Raw genomic sequence first — 16,364 nt, forward strand, 5'->3', positions numbered from 1 at the left:
AGAAAGTATCGAATCGGCAGCCGACGGGAACGTGAGGTCCGTAGAGCGACATTGATGGCGAAAAACACTTCGAACGGGTGTTTTCGTTTCACCGACGCCGCTCCACGGACCCTGTGGCTAACATTGCAAGGTCTGTGTCTCAGCTCTTGCCATTGCACCCACAGCCATGGTGATGATGGTGATGTCCCTTACATCCACAGCCTTGATTGCTTCCTCCTTGATTTCCCTTCCCCTTGCACCCGCAGCCGTTACCAGGCGTAGAGCAACCATCGGGATAAGGCTCGGTGGGCCATGCGGACTGCGGATAGCATGCATCGATCACCTTGTGCATCAATACGGTCAAGCTGCACACCGATTTCATGATATTCGGCAGTTCATCGCACAATGAATTGTGCGGAAGGACGGGGCCAGGTTGCAGGGGCTTCGGCTTCGGGGAGACATTATTAAGTAGCGACGGATCTATGCGGGTCGCGGCGTTGATCGGGTATTTTTTACCATCGAACTCAGGCCACAGCTTGGTCAAGAGGAATGAGCCGTGTATGATGGGAAGCGGACTATTCGTATTATCAAACGTAAAGTAATAGTTGCCATCCGTATCCAGATAGAAAAGTGTACGTACCGGCTGTGTCGGGTCGCCAGCGCTCTGGCCGGTCGTTCGACACATGAGGGTCGAGGCGACAACGACTTGGTCTGATTTGAGAGCGGTCCATCCATTACTCTCAAGGGTATCTGGATTTGACGCCTGTAACGCCACTTTGTTTCCGGTTGTCGGGTCGCCAATCGGCCCGTAGATGTATTGATGGTCTCTGTAAAGACAGATGTTTTCTTCGCGAACACCCGTGCTGGCTGCGGTAACGCCCTGGTAGAACTTCTCGTAACCGGTGGGGACAGTAAAAAATTTACTTATAGGTCCATACGTCCACGCCTTGGTTTCGTAATTTTGGATGGCGCACTGATCTTTTTGGAAAAAGGCTAGCTGCTTGTATTCCGGGCAAAAATAAGCAGCATCCAGATTTTCCTCCGATGAAAAATCCTTGCCTTTGTATAGGCCTGGCCAAATATCATTAATTTGATAAATTCCAACAAAATCCATTTTGCAGTCATCGAATACGAGACACTCGTCCTTGCTGAAAAGACATAGAAGCGTGTTTGCGATGGATGGGGTTGCCATTTTCGTCTCCAGGAAATGTGCAGCGTGACTGACAATAAAAATCCACGTCGTGGATAGGTGCTTTTTCGTCAAATCGCTCGCCCTGTCGTCGTTTGGCGGGCAAAAGGACACGGTGCAATAGTTGACATAGGTACACCCCATGCCGACTAGTGCTTGATAAGCGAAGGTGATCGATCGTCGACCGTTCGACCTGCGGGTGTGCTCAGCTCAGGGCGTATGAAGATATGCCGGGCGACGAAAAATATGGGTCAACCGAGAATATTCCGACCCGGTTGCTGTTGCTATCGAATATCGAGAGATTCACGTTATATCCCGCCTGCCCCGTAGCGGAAATCGTGCTTTCCCAATAATAGTCGTTGATCTGCTTAGCGGTAATAACGCCGCTTGCATCTTGGGATACGAAGGGGACCGCCTCAACCTTGCGCGTCGGAGCCGACATAATATTGGAACCAAACGAAAACAAGAAAGATTGAATGAAGCACTGATACTCGAATCCCAACGACATGCTTATCATTCGCCATCGGATGGTGTCGCCGACGTTGGCTTTGATATCCATGGCATAGCCGCCTTCATTGTTATCCTGACCATCATGGTAGACCCCATTTCCATAGGTTCCGCAATTCACGTCATTCCAGTAGGTCACATCAAAAACGTATCCTCTCCCATAACTTTTCAATGGGACGGCGATGGAGGTTGATGCAACAGGGTTGTCGCGAATAATGGCAGAAGGATCGGCCACGATAGTTATGTCGATGACGCTCATGAGATCACCTCTTCAAAAAGTGGGTCGCTCGTATCGGCGTCCGAAGACTGCCGATCGGGGCAATGTATGCCTATACAAACGCGAAGGCTTAGCGGTCTTGCCAGCCGGTGATTCACGCCATCACTGTGTGCCAGGGGCTAAAGGAGAAGCGTCCCTGCAACGCCGCTTTCGCGTCGTAAATGCTGAACTTCAAGTTCATCGCGGCCATGCCCGTCTGTGTCATCGTCGATTCCCAGCAGCTGTCCGTGATCGGGATCGGCATCACCTGGTCCAGGGTCGACACGCTGGTATCCAGGGTCGTGGAGTTCGACGCCCGCTGTTGCAATGAAGGCGCAGTAAGGCATTGCTGGCCAATAGCGACGTCGATTTGCTCGATGAAACCCTGATAGTCACGCCGCAATGGCAGGTTCAGCATGCGATACCGAACCACATCGCCGACCTTGACCGTCGTTTGCAATTCATAGCCGCCTTCCTGGCTATCAGAACTACCTGTTTGCGCCGCGTTGCTCCACGGGGCAACCAGGAAAACATAGGATCGGCCACCGTTCAGAAGTGGCGTAGCATTGCCGCTGGAGCCAGTGCCTGATTGATTGGAACTGCTCGACTGAGGCTTGCTTGATTGCGCCGCATGATCCTGGAGAATGCGCGCAGCGTCGATGATGATCAAAACGTCAATAATGTTCGACATATCAACTCCTTTTAAGGGCGATTGGTACCGATCCCTTGTGAGTTACTGGATCGTGGCTATAGATTCCCAAGCACCGAGGCAAATGCTTGCGATCAAGGGCTGCTATCTGAATAAAAAGTGCCTCAATCACGCACCCTATTTTTCCGGCGGCATGCTAGCTGCCAGAAACGGCATTTATGTAGGGATCCTGCGAGAACTGGCCTCTTTTTACTCCAGCACTGTCCGTGATGGTGAAAAGCAGGTTGTACGCCTGCCTGAGTTTTTTTGTAACCTGGGATTCCCACCAAAAATCTTGCGTTTGCATCGCGACGAGGCCGTAAGGCTTACCCGAACCAGGCTTTATGGCCGCACGGGTTACCGGATTAGTTTTAGGCTGTGGCGGCGTAATGTTGTACCACGCATCCGGAGATACCAATTGATAAAGATAGCATTGGTACTGAAGAGGGGATGCCAGTGCGATTAATCGCCAGCGAAGCGTATCGCCGACATCCGCCATGACATTTAACGCGTAGCCACCTTCCTCTTGGTCCTGCTCGGACACTTTATAAAAAATATCAGTATTCTGGTATTTGTCCGTGTCAGCCCATTCGGTCAACGAGAACGCGTAGCCTTGACCGTTATTCTTGAGAGCAACGGGCTGTGACCCGTTAGGAACATGGTCCTGCAGGACACGCTCAGCATCGATAACCGTAAGTATGTTAATGATTTTTGGCATTTCCGTTCCTTCAGGTACGGACCATCAAATTTAGACGTCCAAACATATCGCAATGCTATGAAGCGGATGGAATGGATTCCACTTACCCACGACACTCGCGTCGAAACGATAAACGCGCCTCGCGTTGTTTCGTGTTTATTATCCTAATCGCCAAAATATCGGGTGAGTTTTGCCTGCACGAACCATTCTTTTTCGTGGCGGAAAAATTTCATATGGATGATGAAAATGACGAAGGCCATGTACGAACGTCCGTTTTTCACCAGGCGTTCACTCTGATTCATTCTTCACATGGTGCACCCTGATGCACACCCATCGACCGCTCGCGCTCAGGAAGCCAACTTCGTTCGTCTCGCCAACCTTCGGCGCGGGAAAAAAGTGCAAATGCTACACCTCATCGTTGTGCGGGCCTGCGCTTACACCGCTATAGGGTGCAACGCCGCCCGCCACGCCGACGACGAAGTCCAGTAACAGCAATGGGTTCCAGAAGCGTGAGCACATCGCCTCCCGCCGGAGAGGGTTGGCGAGGATTGGGCTGCACCGGTACGCCAACCATACAAGACAATTCAGCCTAGCCGATGCAGGCACGACCAGAAAAACTAGCGCCTATAGCAGCATTGCCAGATCTTGCCGGGTTTGGCAGTCAACGAACTTCGTATGCCTCGGGATACCTGCACCATGGCAAGCCAACACATCCGCACGTTTGAATACAGTATCTCTGGATACGCCAGCGCCCCCACTCCCGAAACCCACCGCATCGCCGCGCTCGACTTTCTACGCGGCGTCGCGCTGCTCGGGATCCTTGTTTTGAATATCGCACTTTTTTCCGGACCACATTCGCTTCACGATATCCCGATCGGCACCGTGAAGCCCGCTTTCGTGGGATGGCATGCCCATCTGGACATGATCATTCTGATGATCGAGTGGGCGTTCTTTGAAGCCAAGATGCGCGGCTTGTTTTCCATCCTGTTCGGTGCCGGCTGCGTGCTGCTTACTGAACGCCTTGAACGAAAAGGCCAGCCAGCGGCCGATATTTTCCTTCGACGGAATATATGGCTGGCGCTATTCGGCCTGTTACACGGTACCTTGATTTGGGGCGGCGACATACTCCTGTCCTATGCACTTTGCGCCCTGCTCTTCCTCTACCCTTTGCGTCACGTTGCATCCAGGACCCTGATCGTGACCGGGTTTGCGATCTGGTTGATCGGCGGAACGTGGAGCGTTGCGCAATATCTCAACGTACCAGCCGCGATCCGCGCAGAAGCGCTTCATCAGCAGGCCGTGGTTGATCAGGCAGCGGGCCATACGCTGAGCCAAGCCGAGATCGACAGTCTCGCGAAATGGAATCAAGCAAAGAAGGAAGCTGCTGCCGCCCCCGCCAAGGCAGTACGCTTGCGCACGAAGCCCTATCTTGACGGCCTGCAGAGACGTGCCAATGACTACCTGGACGAGGTTATCGCGGACTTCCGGTCCGGGCTATTCCTGCCTTTGGTCGGCTGCATGATGATTGGCATGGGCCTCTATAAAATCGGCTTTCTGTCCGGGATGCTATCAACCCGCACTTATCTTCGGGTTGCATTGTTGGGATATGCCGTTTGCCTGCCCATTGTGATCGTCGGGTTGTGGCAGGCCAGCCGTAGCGGCTTTTCTCGGGGAGAAACGATGAAATGGGTTTTTCTCCCTTACACGCTGGAACAAGCCGCCGGAACAATGGCCAATACGGCATTCCTCCTGCTGCTGTTCAAAAGTGGTTTGGTACGGTACATAGTAGCTCCACTGAAAGCCGTGGGGCGCACGGCTTTCAGCAACTACATCCTTACCAGCCTGATCTGCCAGACACTCTTCGTATGGAGCAGCCTGAAGTGGTATGGGTCGCTGGAATATTACCAAGAGCTCTATGTAGTTGCCGCAGTGTGGGTATTCAATATCGTCGCCAGCTCACTCTGGCTGCGCGTATTTTCCTATGGCCCGCTTGAGTGGATTTGGCGCTCGCTGACCTACTGGCACCGACAGCCCATGTTCTCTCACAGGAAAGCCATTACTGTGGCGGCGACCACGGATTAAACGGCATATTTCGGTCGCTAGGGATACCTGATTTATTCCTCACATGGTGCCACCTGCTACGTGGAGTACCAGAAGGCGGCGGCAGATACGAAGTGATTTATTCGGGGCATCCCTGACTAACTAGCTTTTGGGCTCGTCACTGTCAACACAACGGGCCCAGCAAGCTCGGTAATACTATTGCCATAGCCGTACCATACGTTGTACGTGCCGGGCGCAAGACTGGAGGTATCGAACGTCAATGTGCCCATGATGTCTGGCGCGTACTTCCAGCTGACGGAATTACCATAGCCAGGATGGGTACCCGGCGCGTAGATACCGATCCAGTTGTAATTGTTGACTTTGTCTGCCGGCGTGGCGTAATCGAAAGACACTTTGGTGCCTTGGCTGACACTTGGCGTGGCACTGGTGAGGCTAGATGCGGTGATAATCTGCGTGGCGCCAAATGCATCTTCGACCCAAAGGTCCGATGGAAAACTGAACCCGCCTTGCCTTTGCAACTTGGCATCATAGATCGAAAAGTTAACGGTGTATTGCACCTTTCCCGAAACAAGTGTCGTTGCTTCCAGGCAATAATCCTGGCCTCGGGTTAGTGCGTATTGGGTGAATGGCGGCACCGTAGGATCAAGCTCGGTAGTGGCTATCGCCCGGCATGCCGGGTTAAAAGCGGTAATGCTCTTTTCGCCGGGCGAACTGATGAGGATTTTATCGATAAAGCACTGGTAGCTACTCGGCCCTACCAGGGCTTGGGAACGAAACCGGGCCACATCGCCAACCTTGAGGGCGAGCCTTAATTTTTCTCCACCTTCGTCCTGTTGAAACGTTTCCACTTGCTGTTGCCCCGCTTGGTCCTGACTTGCCTGGTTTGCAATGTTTAGCCAGGGAGCCACCATAAATACGTAGCCAAGACCTCCGTTATTCAGTGGAGTGTAGCTATCGCTTGCGTTTGTGCCGTGATCGGCGAGGATTTTATCCGTATCCATCACAATCAACGTATCGGTCACCTTCGACACTTGGCTCTCCTTCAAGTAATGGGAGTTTATGAGGATTACGAATATCAATTATCCGTTCAACAACGAAACATGTTTTCGACCTTCTCAGGTACGAAATCATCTCCATGTCTTTTAATACGCAAAATATTTATACACACGAACTCAACAAAATCTTGATTATTGCTTCACACACGGGCATGCGCGTGCCATTTCGATACGTTGCAATAATTTGCTTCGATATCTTCGACGCAATAAAGATAGGCTTGATACCGATCAAGCGCCTTTTCCAAGGCGCACAAATCCTTTGTATGACGGAAAAATTTTCTGGCTTACCTGGCATCAGTGAACTCACCTGCTACATCTGCAGGAGTAAGTAAGCCGCCAACATGGACGCGTCACAAACAGCGCCATCTGACGGACGTCGAGGCGGGCTTGGAACGCCTCAAGCGTACGTATGCAAACCTGGCGCTGGAGCCTGATGCGTTGAAGGATATATCGATTAGCGACCCTCGCCGCAACATAGCGTGGCTTAATCACTAACCCCATCGCCACGCATGTCGATCATTTAAATTTTCCCATGCTTCCTGGCACGCCTTCTCGCACGTCTATTACACGCACATGACAACGTGCGTGTGGAGCATGTTCAGCCATTCCATCTTTTTACCCAAAAAATCGAAGCGACCGAATTCCTGCCAAACACTTTTCATTCCCTTCCCCTATGCTCCTAAGCCGCGCATTGCGCGCAGCAACGCCAATAACATTGAGGATGCATGGAATTTCTGTCAATAGGCCTGACCCAAGTTCGAATGAGTGGACTAAAAATCCTTTATCCTCGACAGACACGTGCGAAGTACACGCACCCCCTCATGAATCTCGTACATATCTGCCCCCGAGTAGCCGAGTATCACTCCGCCCCGGTCCGGACGCCTCGCATAGCAAATAGACAAAGGCCTCGCCGAGATCCCCTTCTTGGCGACCTTGATCGAAAGTGACACATCATCGACACCCTGCGGAAGCAGCGCCGCAAGCTGCATTCCCGCATGGGTACCCACCACTTCGATTTGGCCGTCCATATATTTATCGATGGCTTCGAGCAACGCGGTTCTTCGCGCCAGATAAAGTGCGCGCATACGGCGAATATGACGGGCGAATCGGCCTTCGCGAATAAAGTCGGTGAGTGCAGCCTGATACAGCACGGATGAGAAGGTGTCGAATGCGGCGCGGACGGTGGCGAAGGCAGGAATCAGATCGTTGGGGACGACCAGGTAGCCGACGCGCAAGGAGGGAAACATGACCTTGCTGAAGGTGCCGACATAGATCACGCGATCATCGGTATCCATGCCTTGCAGAGAAGCGAGTGGACGGCCACCGAAGCGGTATTCGCTGTCGTAGTCGTCTTCGATGATCCATGCGCCGGTACGAGTGGCCCAGCTCAATAATTGCATGCGTCGCGCGGCACTCATCGTGCAACCCATGGGAAATTGATGGGACGGCGAAATATAAGCTGCACGTGCCTGCCGGCTTCGGCGCACGCCCTCCTCCACATCCAGGCCTTCGTCATCGACCGGCACGGGAATAATCTTCGCGCCGATAGTGCGGAAGGCCTGCCATGCACCTGGATAACCGGGATCTTCCATCCACACATGGTCTTTCGCATCGAGTAACGCATGCGCGCAGATCTGCAGTCCGTGTTGTGATCCGGTAGTGATCAAAACCTGGGAAGCGTCGCATCGTACGCCGCGGACTGTACCCAGGTATTCGGCGATGGCTTCGCGCAGGGGTTCGTATCCCATGGAACTGCCATATACCATGTGCTCGATGGGTGGTTTGCGCGCATGCCGGTTGATCAGCTTTGACCACGCTGCCATCGGGAAATGATCCAGCGCAGGCAGCCCTACACGGAATGCGCCCTGATTGTTGGCCCATGTCTGCGGCGGCGTGCGCAATGCAGCCACGCGCTGCGCCACGATGCGAGGGCCGCTCTGTTTCGCGCTTTTTTGCACGCGTTCTGCGACGCTTGATGGCTTCAGTGCTTCGTCGGGGATCGCACGCGCTACGCATGTACCTGCACCAACGAAGGTTTCCAGGTAACCCTCGGCATACAACTGCTCATAAGCGCTGAGCACGGGAATACGAGAAATATTCAGTTCCCTCGAAAGGCTGCGAGTAGATGGCACGCGCTGTCCCGGCCGCAGGCGTCCGTCCGCGATGGCTTTGCGGAACCACTCGGACAATTGGTCGTACATCGGTACATGGCTCGCGCTATCGAGCGCAACCGAAGGAAGAAAACCCGCTGGCATTCGCTTCATCGATCAGCCTCAAAGTGGCTATATCTTATTGCATTAAAGTGGTTATTTTTGCAAACCACTTGAATGCCTAAGCTTAGCGCCAAAACAGGCGGAGAGTATCCAGCCATTTCCGGATAGCCGTGACTGACGTGACAGCCCTATCGTGCTGCTCTTTACCCGGGATTCCATGAAAACAAAGCCGCGCACATCAGGTCTTTTTCTGCTCTGCACGTTTATCTTTGCCCATGGCGCATGGGCACAAACCACTCCGACGTTACCGGCTGCACAGCAATCGATGAGCGATGTCTGGTGGACGGGGCCGATGCTGGCCAATTCGGCTGAAACACTTCCGCCCGGGCATTTCCTGTTCGAGCCGTATCTCTACGATATTCGCAGCACAGGCACGGATAGCTTCGGCTCGCGTACTTACATCCTTTATGGGCTTGCCAATCGCCTGTCAGTCGGTGTGATTCCCGTATTTGGGTATAACCGCGTCGACAATGGACCCAACACGGCAGGCGTTGGCGTGGGTGACGTTACCTTGCAAGCCCAATATCGACTGACGGAATTTCACCAGGGCCACTGGATACCAACAACCGCGATACAAGTGCAGGAAACGCTGCCTACTGGACGTTACGATCGGCTGGATAATCACCCCAGCAATGGCCTGGGTAGCGGCACCTATACCACGACGATAGCCGTCAATTCGCAGATGTATTTCTGGCTACCGAATGGACGCATACTTCGCACGCGCTTCGACGTATCCGAAGCGTTTTCGCATAGCGCGCACGTGCAAGGCGTAAGCGTGTATGGCACGCCACAGGGATTTCATGGGGATGTAAAACCCGGCCACGGTTTCTTTGCGGACCTATCCCTGGAATACAGCCTGACGGAGCGCTGGGTGCTTGCCACAGATGTCACCTACAGCCATAACGACAATACAAGTGTCATGGGGCAGACCATGGTCGACCCTGGCAATGTGCCTTATCCGCAGAACCTGCGTATCGACTCCGGCTCCAGTTCGGCGTTCGGCATGGCGCCTGCCATCGAATACAGTTGGTCGCCGGCCATCGGGGTTCTGCTAGGTACGCGTATCATCTTCGGTGGCCATCATACGGTAGGCACTGTCACACCCGCGATCGCCATCAATTACGTATATTGAGAACCCTGTTCGCGGGCCATGCAATTCGAGGAGTGCGAGAAATGAAACGACTTATGCTTTTTGCCGCTATCGGCGCATGTGTTGCGGCGGCAGGTTTGCCGTTGAGAGCAGCGCCCGGCGTTCCTTCATACATCAGCGCAGCAGTAGCTGATCCGGCACGGCCGGCAAATGAACGTGCGCAGGACATTCATCGCAAGCCGGCGGAAGTGTTGACATTTACCGGCATCAAACCCGGCGACAAGGTGGTGGACCTGATGCCCGGCGCGGGTTATTACACGCGTCTTTTCAGCAAGATCGTCGGCTCCAAGGGTGTGGTTTATGCCGTGCAGCCCGCCGAAATGGATAAGGTTGCGCCGAAAGGTCTGCAAAGTCTGCATCGCTTCGCAGGCACACCCGCTTATCGGAACGTCACGGTGATGGTGCAGCCCATTGGCGCTTTGAACTTGCCCAAAGGGTTGGACATGGTCTGGACGTCGCAAAACTATCACGACCTGCATGATCCATTTATGGGGTCGCCGGATATGGCACGCATCAATAAGGCGATTTTCGATGCGCTGAAACCAGGCGGCCTCTATATCGTGCTGGATCACGCCGCGGCGGCGGGCGCAGGTGTTACGGAAACCAACACCCTCCATCGGATCGATCCGGCTGTCGTGAAAGCAGAAGTGACCGCGGCGGGATTCGTATTCGTAGGCAAGAGCGACGTGCTGCACAATCCTGCGGACAATCACACGCTGCCGATTTTCAATGCTTCGATCAAAGGCAGGACGGACAAGTTTATTTATAAATTCCGCAAGCCTTAGGGGCCTGTTTACCCGATGGGCGTAGCTCGCGTTGCTGTTGCGTAACCGTCAGGTGGTAGTGCGTAGCGCATCAGGTCAAGCCACGTGCTGCCGCATGGCGGCTACGCAACAGCAACCCGACGGGCTGGGGCTGCTTGCACGCCATACCGCAACTCAACGCGAGATTCGCTTTACCCCATTCCGCTCCTACTTCACCTGGGGGAGGAATGGTTTCAGGCAGTTTGAGAATGAGTCGAGGCGTAGGTGCTATGACGCGAGCGCCAGTGCGGTGAGTTGATCGAGTTCGGCGGCGTCGAAGCCTGCTTGCAGTCGCGCAGATCGATTGAAGGGACCGCGCAAGTTGCGCCCCATGTAATCACGCACCAGATCGAGGAAAGTTTCACGCGGATCGAGGCCATCTCGCTCGCAGCACCAGCGGAACCAACGCGTACCTGCCGCAACGTGGGCTACCTCTTCGCGCAGAATGACTTCCAATATAGCAATCGTTTGATCATCACCGACGGCACGCAGGCGTTCGATCATGCCCGGGGTAACATCCAGCCCGCGTGCCTCCAGTACGCGCGGAACTAGTGCCATGCGCGCCGTATCACAATGCGCGGTTTTCTCGGCCATTTCCCATAGGCCGTTGTGTGCATCGAAATCGCCATAGACATGCCCCAGCTCGGCAAGCCGATGGGAAAGCAAAGCGAAATGGCGCGCTTCATCATGGGCGCAACGAGCCCAGTCCCGATAGTAATCGGCTGGCATGCCGCGAAAGCGATATACCGCATCCCAGGCAAGATTGATGGCGTTGAATTCGATATGCGCAACAGCATGCACCAATGCAGCGCGACCCTCGGGCGTACCAAGCCCACGATGTGGCACCTGGCGCTGCGGAACCAGTTGCGGACGCAAGGGGCGCCCTGGCGCGGTGATGGGCTGCGGAATCGGCGACGCAGGATCAGGATGCCATGCACCAGACTGCAAGGCCTCCCAGGTTGCATGCGTAAGCCGGAGCTTTTCTGCCGGGTCGGCAGCATCGAGACAACGTTTGGCGGCAGCATGGAGGTCAGTCATGTCGAGGGCACTATAAGCAGTTTCAACTCGCCTTGACCTGCGACGACATAGATCCCCCACCAGCGAGGACCCATGTCACTCTTCGGGATTTCCGCGTGACGGGCCTTGCTATTGAAAGCCCGTCACGCGCACAACGGCATTGCACCAGCGTTCGAACTACGCGCTCCGCCGCGCGGCTTTGGCGTCATCCGAACGCAGCATCTCGATCTGCTGCAGGTAATGCTGGTCGAGACCCGTGATGTATTCACCGGAGAAGCAGGAGGTGTCGAAGTGCTTCAAATTCTCGTTACCGTCCTGCACCGCCCAGATGAGGTCTTGCAGATCCTGGTAGATGAGCCAATCGGCACCGAGCATTTTTTCCACCTCGGCAACCGTGTGACCTGCCGCGACAAGTTCCGCCGCAGCCGGCATGTCGATGCCATACACGTTCGGATAACGCACCGGCGGCGCAGCCGAAGCGAAGAAGACGTTCCTGGCGCCTGCATCGCGTGCCATCTGGATGATCTGCCGTGAAGTGGTACCGCGCACGATCGAATCATCCACCAGCAGCACGTTCTTCTTGCGGAATTCCAGTTCCACCGGATTGAGCTTGCGGCGCACGGATTTCACGCGCTCGCCCTGCCCCGGCATGATGAAGGTACGGCCGATATAGCGGTTTTTGACGAAGCCTTCGCGGAACGGCACACCCAGCATTTCGGCCAGCGCACTGGCCGCGGTGCGTGCGGTATCCGGAATGGGAATGACCGCATCGATGCCGTGGTCGGGCCGCTCGCGCAGGATTTTCTCGGCCAGCTTCTGGCCCATGCGCAGACGCGCCTTGTACACCGATACGTTTTCAATCATCGAATCGGGGCGCGCCAGGTAGACATATTCGAAAATGCACGGCGCATGCACGGCGCCCTCCGCGCACATGCGCGTATGCAGCTGGCCGTCATTGGTGATGAAGACGGCTTCGCCCGGTGCGACGTCACGCAGGCGCTTGAAGCCCAGGATATCCAGCGCCACCGACTCAGAAGCGAGCGCGTACTCGCGCCCTTCGGCTGTAACGCGTTCACCCAGCACCAGCGGACGAATGCCGTTGGGATCGCGAAAGCCGAGCAAGCCATAGCCAAGCAACAGCGCCAGGCAGGCATAACCGCCGCGTGCACGCGCATGCACTCCCGCGACCGCCTTGAAGATGTGATCCGGCGTCAGCGCCATCCGATCCTGGATCTGCAGCTCGTGCGCCAGCACATTGAGCAGGATCTCCGAATCGGAATCCGTATTGATATGCCGGCGATCGTCTTCGAACATCTCGCGCCGCAGCGTTTCGGTATTTACCAAATTGCCGTTATGCGCGAAGGCGATGCCGTAGGGCGAGTTCACGTAGAACGGCTGCGCCTCGGAAGCCCCTTCGGAACCGGCCGTGGGATAACGGCAGTGACCGATGCCGACGCGTCCGCGCAGACGATTCATCGAACTCTGGTTAAAGACGTCGCGCACCAGTCCGTTTTCTTTGTGCAGCCGAAGCCGGGCGCCATCCACAGTGGCAATCCCGGCGGCATCCTGTCCGCGATGCTGCAGGACGGTCAGGCCGTCATAAAGCGCCGATGCCACTTCGGTGGTACCGACAATGCCGATGATTCCGCACATGGTGCTGCTACCCGTTACTGTGATGCGTTGTACCAGCCGCGCTCGAAGCTGCAGCCGGTGAAGAAGAACCGTGCGCCGGGATACTGATCGGCAACACGTTTGGCAAATGCGCCGGCAGATTCTCTGGACGCAAGTGCTCACGCACGTTCGGTGGCATTTCCTGTTCCAACCACGCCGCCAGACCCTTGAACTGCGGCAGCAACGTCGATTGCTGCCACATGGGTTCATGCGCAAACGACGTCAGGTTCACCAGGAAAACCAGCAGCGTCACCAGCAACAGGCCACGCGCAAAACCGAAAACCATGCCAAGCAAGCGATCCGTGCCACCCAGCCCCGTGCCGTCTACCAGCGCATGAATCGCGAAACGCACCAGCGCACCAACGATCAGCACGGCGATGAAGCACAGACCATAGCCCAGCAACACTCGCAAGATCGGCGTCTCGATCGACCGTTCAAAATGCGCTGAAACCACCGGGCCGTATGTCCAAGCCACCCAAAAAGCCGCGATCCAGGTAGCCAGCGCCAGCACCTCGGATATGAGGCCGCGCCATAGCCCTACAAGGACCGAAAGCACCAATACCGCAATAATGATGAGGTCGACCGCGTTCACGGTTTCGCTTCCGGCCTGTCAGCGCGCGTCAGTTGGCACTGACGACGTTGCCATCAAGGCCAAGCTTGGCCTTGATCTGGTCGCGCAACGATACGGCATCGCTGCGCTGGGTCTGCGGCCCCGCGCGCACACGCCACAAATGCTTACCGCCTGCATTCACCGAATCCACGAATCCATCGAAACCATTGGCGCGCAACTTGTCGCGCAAGGCCAGCGCATCGGCCTGGTTACCCATCGCCGCCACTTGCACAGCCCAGCCACCGGCTCTGACCGGCGATCCGGCCGCCGGAGCGGGCATGTCGCCAGAGGGTGTCACCGCACCGCTTTCCAGTCGCGCCGGCACTCCCGGCACGGTCTGGGCAATCTTTAGCCGTGCCGATTCAGCCTGGGCGCGCGTTTCGAACGGCCCTGCGCTCACCAGCGTCAGCATCTTGCCCGCGCGCTGGATGGTCTGGCCTCGAACCGGATAACCCAAGGCGCGCACGCGCTCCATCAGGCGATGTGCGCCGGCCGGCGCATACGCGCTCAAATTGATCGCATAAATCCCCCGCGCCGCGGTTTCCGGCGGCAACGCCGGAGCGGCTGTGGGTGTAGGCGGCGGTGCAATGACCGGGCGGTTCGCCGCCATCACTGCCGATTTGGGGGGTATCGCAGGAATTTCGGGACGGGATGAGGACGGCTGTTGAGTTGGGCCGGGGATCACCGGCGTCGCTGCCGTGCTTCCGGGAGCGGCAGCCGCCGTATCAACCGGTGTCATGCCTGCTACGTTCGGCGCTGTCGAGGTAGGCGGCGATACGGCCGCACCAGCATTAGGCTGCGTCGCCGTCCCGGTCAGGCTCATCGTTTTGGTTTGCAGATCGCGATCAGGCGCTGCCGGAATCGTCAGGGGAACCGATTGATCGGTGTTCGTCGACGGCGGCTTGCCGGAAAAGAACATCGGCACGAACAGGATTGCCAGCGCAACGAGGACGGCAGCTCCCAACAGGCGTGTGTTCAAAATGAACTCCAGACAAACCAGCTTGTATATGACGCCGCGGATTATACCCGGCCCCGCGCCCTCACATGACAAAACGAAAAGAGCGATTCAGCCGCCGGCTTCCGCCAAGACGGCCGATGCCACGAAAAAGGAACCGAACGCAAGAATGCGTCCGCCATGGCGTGCCGCCCCACGCGCGGCGGCCAATGCCTGACGTACATTGTCATGCTTATCAAAGCGGGCATGCGGCAGGACCTCGCGCAGTACGCCCGCCAGCACGGCAGCGGGCAAGCCGCGTGGCGTATCCTGCTCCAGACCGGCAAGATGCCAATGTGCGATGCGCGAACCCAGCGCCGCCATCACGCCGCCCACATCTTTATCGGACAGCGCGCCGTACACGGCATGTACACGACCACCTTCCTGCCTATCCAGCCACTCCGCCAGCGCACGTGCCGCCTGCGGATTGTGTCCGACATCCACGATCAAGGCGGGATCACCGCCTAGCGACTGCAATCGCGCCGGTGCACGGGCGACATGCATGCCTACGGTTGCCACGCGCTCCAGCGCCAACACCGGCACCGCTTGCAAGGCGTGCAACACAGCGATGGCTGCGGCGGCGTTTGCATATTGCACCGGCGCGGCTAATTCGGGGTTGGGCAACGTCAACGCAGTGCCGTCGCAATGGCGCCAGCACCAGTGCTGCACATGGTGCTCGACGAAAAAGTCGTGACCGGCACGCTCGATCGCCGCACCTTCCAAGGCAAGCGCATCGAGCAGACCGCGTGGCGGATCGGACTCACCAATGATCGCCGGCCGTCCACGACGGGCAATGCCGGCTTTCTCGCGGCCAATGCTATCGCGATCGGGACCTAGCCATTCCACGTGATCCAGATCCACCGTGGTGACGATCACCGCGTCAGCATCTACCAGATTGACGGCGTCGAGACGACCGCCCAGCCCGACCTCCAATACCGCCACGTCGAGATCGGCGCGTGCGAACAAATCGAACGCCGCCAGCGTGCCGAATTCGAAATAGGTCAGGGAGATATCGCCACGCGCGAGCTCGATGCGTTCGAAGCTTTCGACCAGGGATGTGTCATCGACGTCAGCACCCTCGATACGGATACGCTCGTTGTAGCGTGTGAGATGGGGTGAGGTGTAGCACCCCACGCGCTGGCCAGCCGCCGCCAGCATGGCTTCCAGGAAGGCGACGGTTGAACCTTTGCCGTTGGTGCCACCCACGGTGATCACGCTTCGCGCCAATCGGGGCGCCCCCATGCGCTGCCACACCTGGCGCACCCGGTCTAAACCAAGATCAACACCCAGCGCATGAAGACGCTGCTGGTATTCCAGCCATTCGGCAAGATTGGTGGGCTTCAACGCAAGACTCCGGGTGTCGGGCTCGCGCACCATAAGGGCGGCGGCGTTTTCACACAATCCTTGACGGAAT

The 16,364-nt window shown here is 56.4% G+C and carries 14 protein-coding genes; 3 read left to right on the plus strand and 11 right to left on the minus strand.

The features are described 5' to 3' along the window. Positions 1–139 precede the first annotated feature (139 nt). The 4 genes from AC4HNJ_RS20155 to AC4HNJ_RS20170 all read right to left on the minus strand — a co-directional run bounded on the left by AC4HNJ_RS20155 (position 140) and on the right by AC4HNJ_RS20170 (position 3,337). On the minus strand, positions 140–1,171 hold the full coding sequence (locus AC4HNJ_RS20155) for a hypothetical protein (RefSeq protein ID WP_490481402.1): 1,032 nt from the start codon (positions 1,169–1,171) through the stop codon (positions 140–142). Between the two features lie 202 nt (positions 1,172–1,373). Continuing rightward, positions 1,374–1,934 carry an AidA/PixA family protein gene (locus AC4HNJ_RS20160; RefSeq protein ID WP_490481403.1) on the minus strand — a complete coding sequence of 187 codons (561 nt, stop codon included), beginning with the start codon at positions 1,932–1,934 and terminating at the stop codon, positions 1,374–1,376. 112 nt (positions 1,935–2,046) lie between these two features. After that, a complete protein-coding gene (locus AC4HNJ_RS20165) occupies positions 2,047–2,622 on the minus strand; it encodes an AidA/PixA family protein (RefSeq protein WP_490481404.1) in 576 nt (191 codons plus the stop codon). Between the two features lie 154 nt (positions 2,623–2,776). After that, entirely contained in the window at positions 2,777–3,337 is a 561-nt protein-coding gene (locus AC4HNJ_RS20170) for an AidA/PixA family protein (protein ID WP_490481405.1), read from the minus strand. 675 nt (positions 3,338–4,012) lie between these two features. On the opposite strand from AC4HNJ_RS20170, the gene AC4HNJ_RS20175 reads away from it, so the two are divergent. Next, on the plus strand, positions 4,013–5,398 hold the full coding sequence (locus tag AC4HNJ_RS20175; RefSeq protein WP_490481406.1) for a DUF418 domain-containing protein: 1,386 nt from the start codon (positions 4,013–4,015) through the stop codon (positions 5,396–5,398). A 116-nt stretch (positions 5,399–5,514) separates the two neighbouring features. Here the strand turns inward: AC4HNJ_RS20175 and AC4HNJ_RS20180 are convergent, their stop codons facing one another. Together AC4HNJ_RS20180 and pdxR are read right to left on the minus strand one after the other, a co-directional pair. Next, complete coding sequence (locus AC4HNJ_RS20180) at positions 5,515–6,408, minus strand: AidA/PixA family protein (RefSeq protein ID WP_490481407.1); 894 nt, start codon at positions 6,406–6,408, stop codon at positions 5,515–5,517. Positions 6,409–7,202: 794 nt separating this feature from the next. Further along, entirely contained in the window at positions 7,203–8,696 is a 1,494-nt protein-coding gene (gene pdxR, locus AC4HNJ_RS20185; protein WP_490481408.1) for a MocR-like pyridoxine biosynthesis transcription factor PdxR, read from the minus strand. 166 nt (positions 8,697–8,862) lie between these two features. Here pdxR and AC4HNJ_RS20190 point away from each other — a divergent pair, with 166 nt between their 5' ends. Both AC4HNJ_RS20190 and AC4HNJ_RS20195 read left to right on the plus strand, forming a co-directional pair. Next, on the plus strand, positions 8,863–9,837 hold the full coding sequence (locus tag AC4HNJ_RS20190) for a transporter family protein (protein WP_490481409.1): 975 nt from the start codon (positions 8,863–8,865) through the stop codon (positions 9,835–9,837). A 41-nt stretch (positions 9,838–9,878) separates the two neighbouring features. Next, a complete protein-coding gene (locus tag AC4HNJ_RS20195) occupies positions 9,879–10,640 on the plus strand; it encodes a class I SAM-dependent methyltransferase (protein WP_490481410.1) in 762 nt (253 codons plus the stop codon). A 246-nt stretch (positions 10,641–10,886) separates the two neighbouring features. On the opposite strand, the gene AC4HNJ_RS20200 is transcribed toward AC4HNJ_RS20195, so the two are convergent. The 5 genes from AC4HNJ_RS20200 to folC all read right to left on the minus strand — a co-directional run bounded on the left by AC4HNJ_RS20200 (position 10,887) and on the right by folC (position 16,294). Then, entirely contained in the window at positions 10,887–11,696 is an 810-nt protein-coding gene (locus AC4HNJ_RS20200; RefSeq protein WP_490481411.1) for a ferritin-like domain-containing protein, read from the minus strand. A 156-nt stretch (positions 11,697–11,852) separates the two neighbouring features. Then, entirely contained in the window at positions 11,853–13,328 is a 1,476-nt protein-coding gene (gene purF / locus AC4HNJ_RS20205; protein WP_490481412.1) for an amidophosphoribosyltransferase, read from the minus strand. Between the two features lie 7 nt (positions 13,329–13,335). Then, positions 13,336–13,938 carry a CvpA family protein gene (locus AC4HNJ_RS20210; RefSeq protein WP_490481413.1) on the minus strand — a complete coding sequence of 201 codons (603 nt, stop codon included), beginning with the start codon at positions 13,936–13,938 and terminating at the stop codon, positions 13,336–13,338. A 28-nt stretch (positions 13,939–13,966) separates the two neighbouring features. Further along, positions 13,967–14,935, minus strand: coding sequence for an SPOR domain-containing protein (locus tag AC4HNJ_RS20215; RefSeq protein ID WP_490481414.1), 969 nt, complete (start codon positions 14,933–14,935; stop codon positions 13,967–13,969). Between the two features lie 87 nt (positions 14,936–15,022). Beyond that, positions 15,023–16,294 carry a bifunctional tetrahydrofolate synthase/dihydrofolate synthase gene (gene folC / locus AC4HNJ_RS20220; protein ID WP_490481415.1) on the minus strand — a complete coding sequence of 424 codons (1,272 nt, stop codon included), beginning with the start codon at positions 16,292–16,294 and terminating at the stop codon, positions 15,023–15,025. Positions 16,295–16,364 lie beyond the last annotated feature (70 nt).

The sequence above is a fragment of the Dyella sp. SYSU CM1112 genome, from assembly GCF_058216415.1.

Coding starts and splice junctions, on each gene's coding strand:
- AC4HNJ_RS20155 (WP_490481402.1), bottom strand. CDS start 1,171: ATGGCAACCCCATCCATCGCAAACACGCTTCTATGTCTTTTCAGCAAG.
- AC4HNJ_RS20160 (WP_490481403.1), bottom strand. CDS start 1,934: ATGAGCGTCATCGACATAACTATCGTGGCCGATCCTTCTGCCATTATT.
- AC4HNJ_RS20165 (WP_490481404.1), bottom strand. CDS start 2,622: ATGTCGAACATTATTGACGTTTTGATCATCATCGACGCTGCGCGCATT.
- AC4HNJ_RS20170 (WP_490481405.1), bottom strand. CDS start 3,337: ATGCCAAAAATCATTAACATACTTACGGTTATCGATGCTGAGCGTGTC.
- AC4HNJ_RS20175 (WP_490481406.1), top strand. CDS start 4,013: ATGGCAAGCCAACACATCCGCACGTTTGAATACAGTATCTCTGGATAC.
- pdxR (WP_490481408.1), bottom strand. CDS start 8,696: ATGAAGCGAATGCCAGCGGGTTTTCTTCCTTCGGTTGCGCTCGATAGC.
- AC4HNJ_RS20190 (WP_490481409.1), top strand. CDS start 8,863: ATGAAAACAAAGCCGCGCACATCAGGTCTTTTTCTGCTCTGCACGTTT.
- AC4HNJ_RS20195 (WP_490481410.1), top strand. CDS start 9,879: ATGAAACGACTTATGCTTTTTGCCGCTATCGGCGCATGTGTTGCGGCG.
- AC4HNJ_RS20200 (WP_490481411.1), bottom strand. CDS start 11,696: ATGACTGACCTCCATGCTGCCGCCAAACGTTGTCTCGATGCTGCCGAC.
- purF (WP_490481412.1), bottom strand. CDS start 13,328: ATGTGCGGAATCATCGGCATTGTCGGTACCACCGAAGTGGCATCGGCG.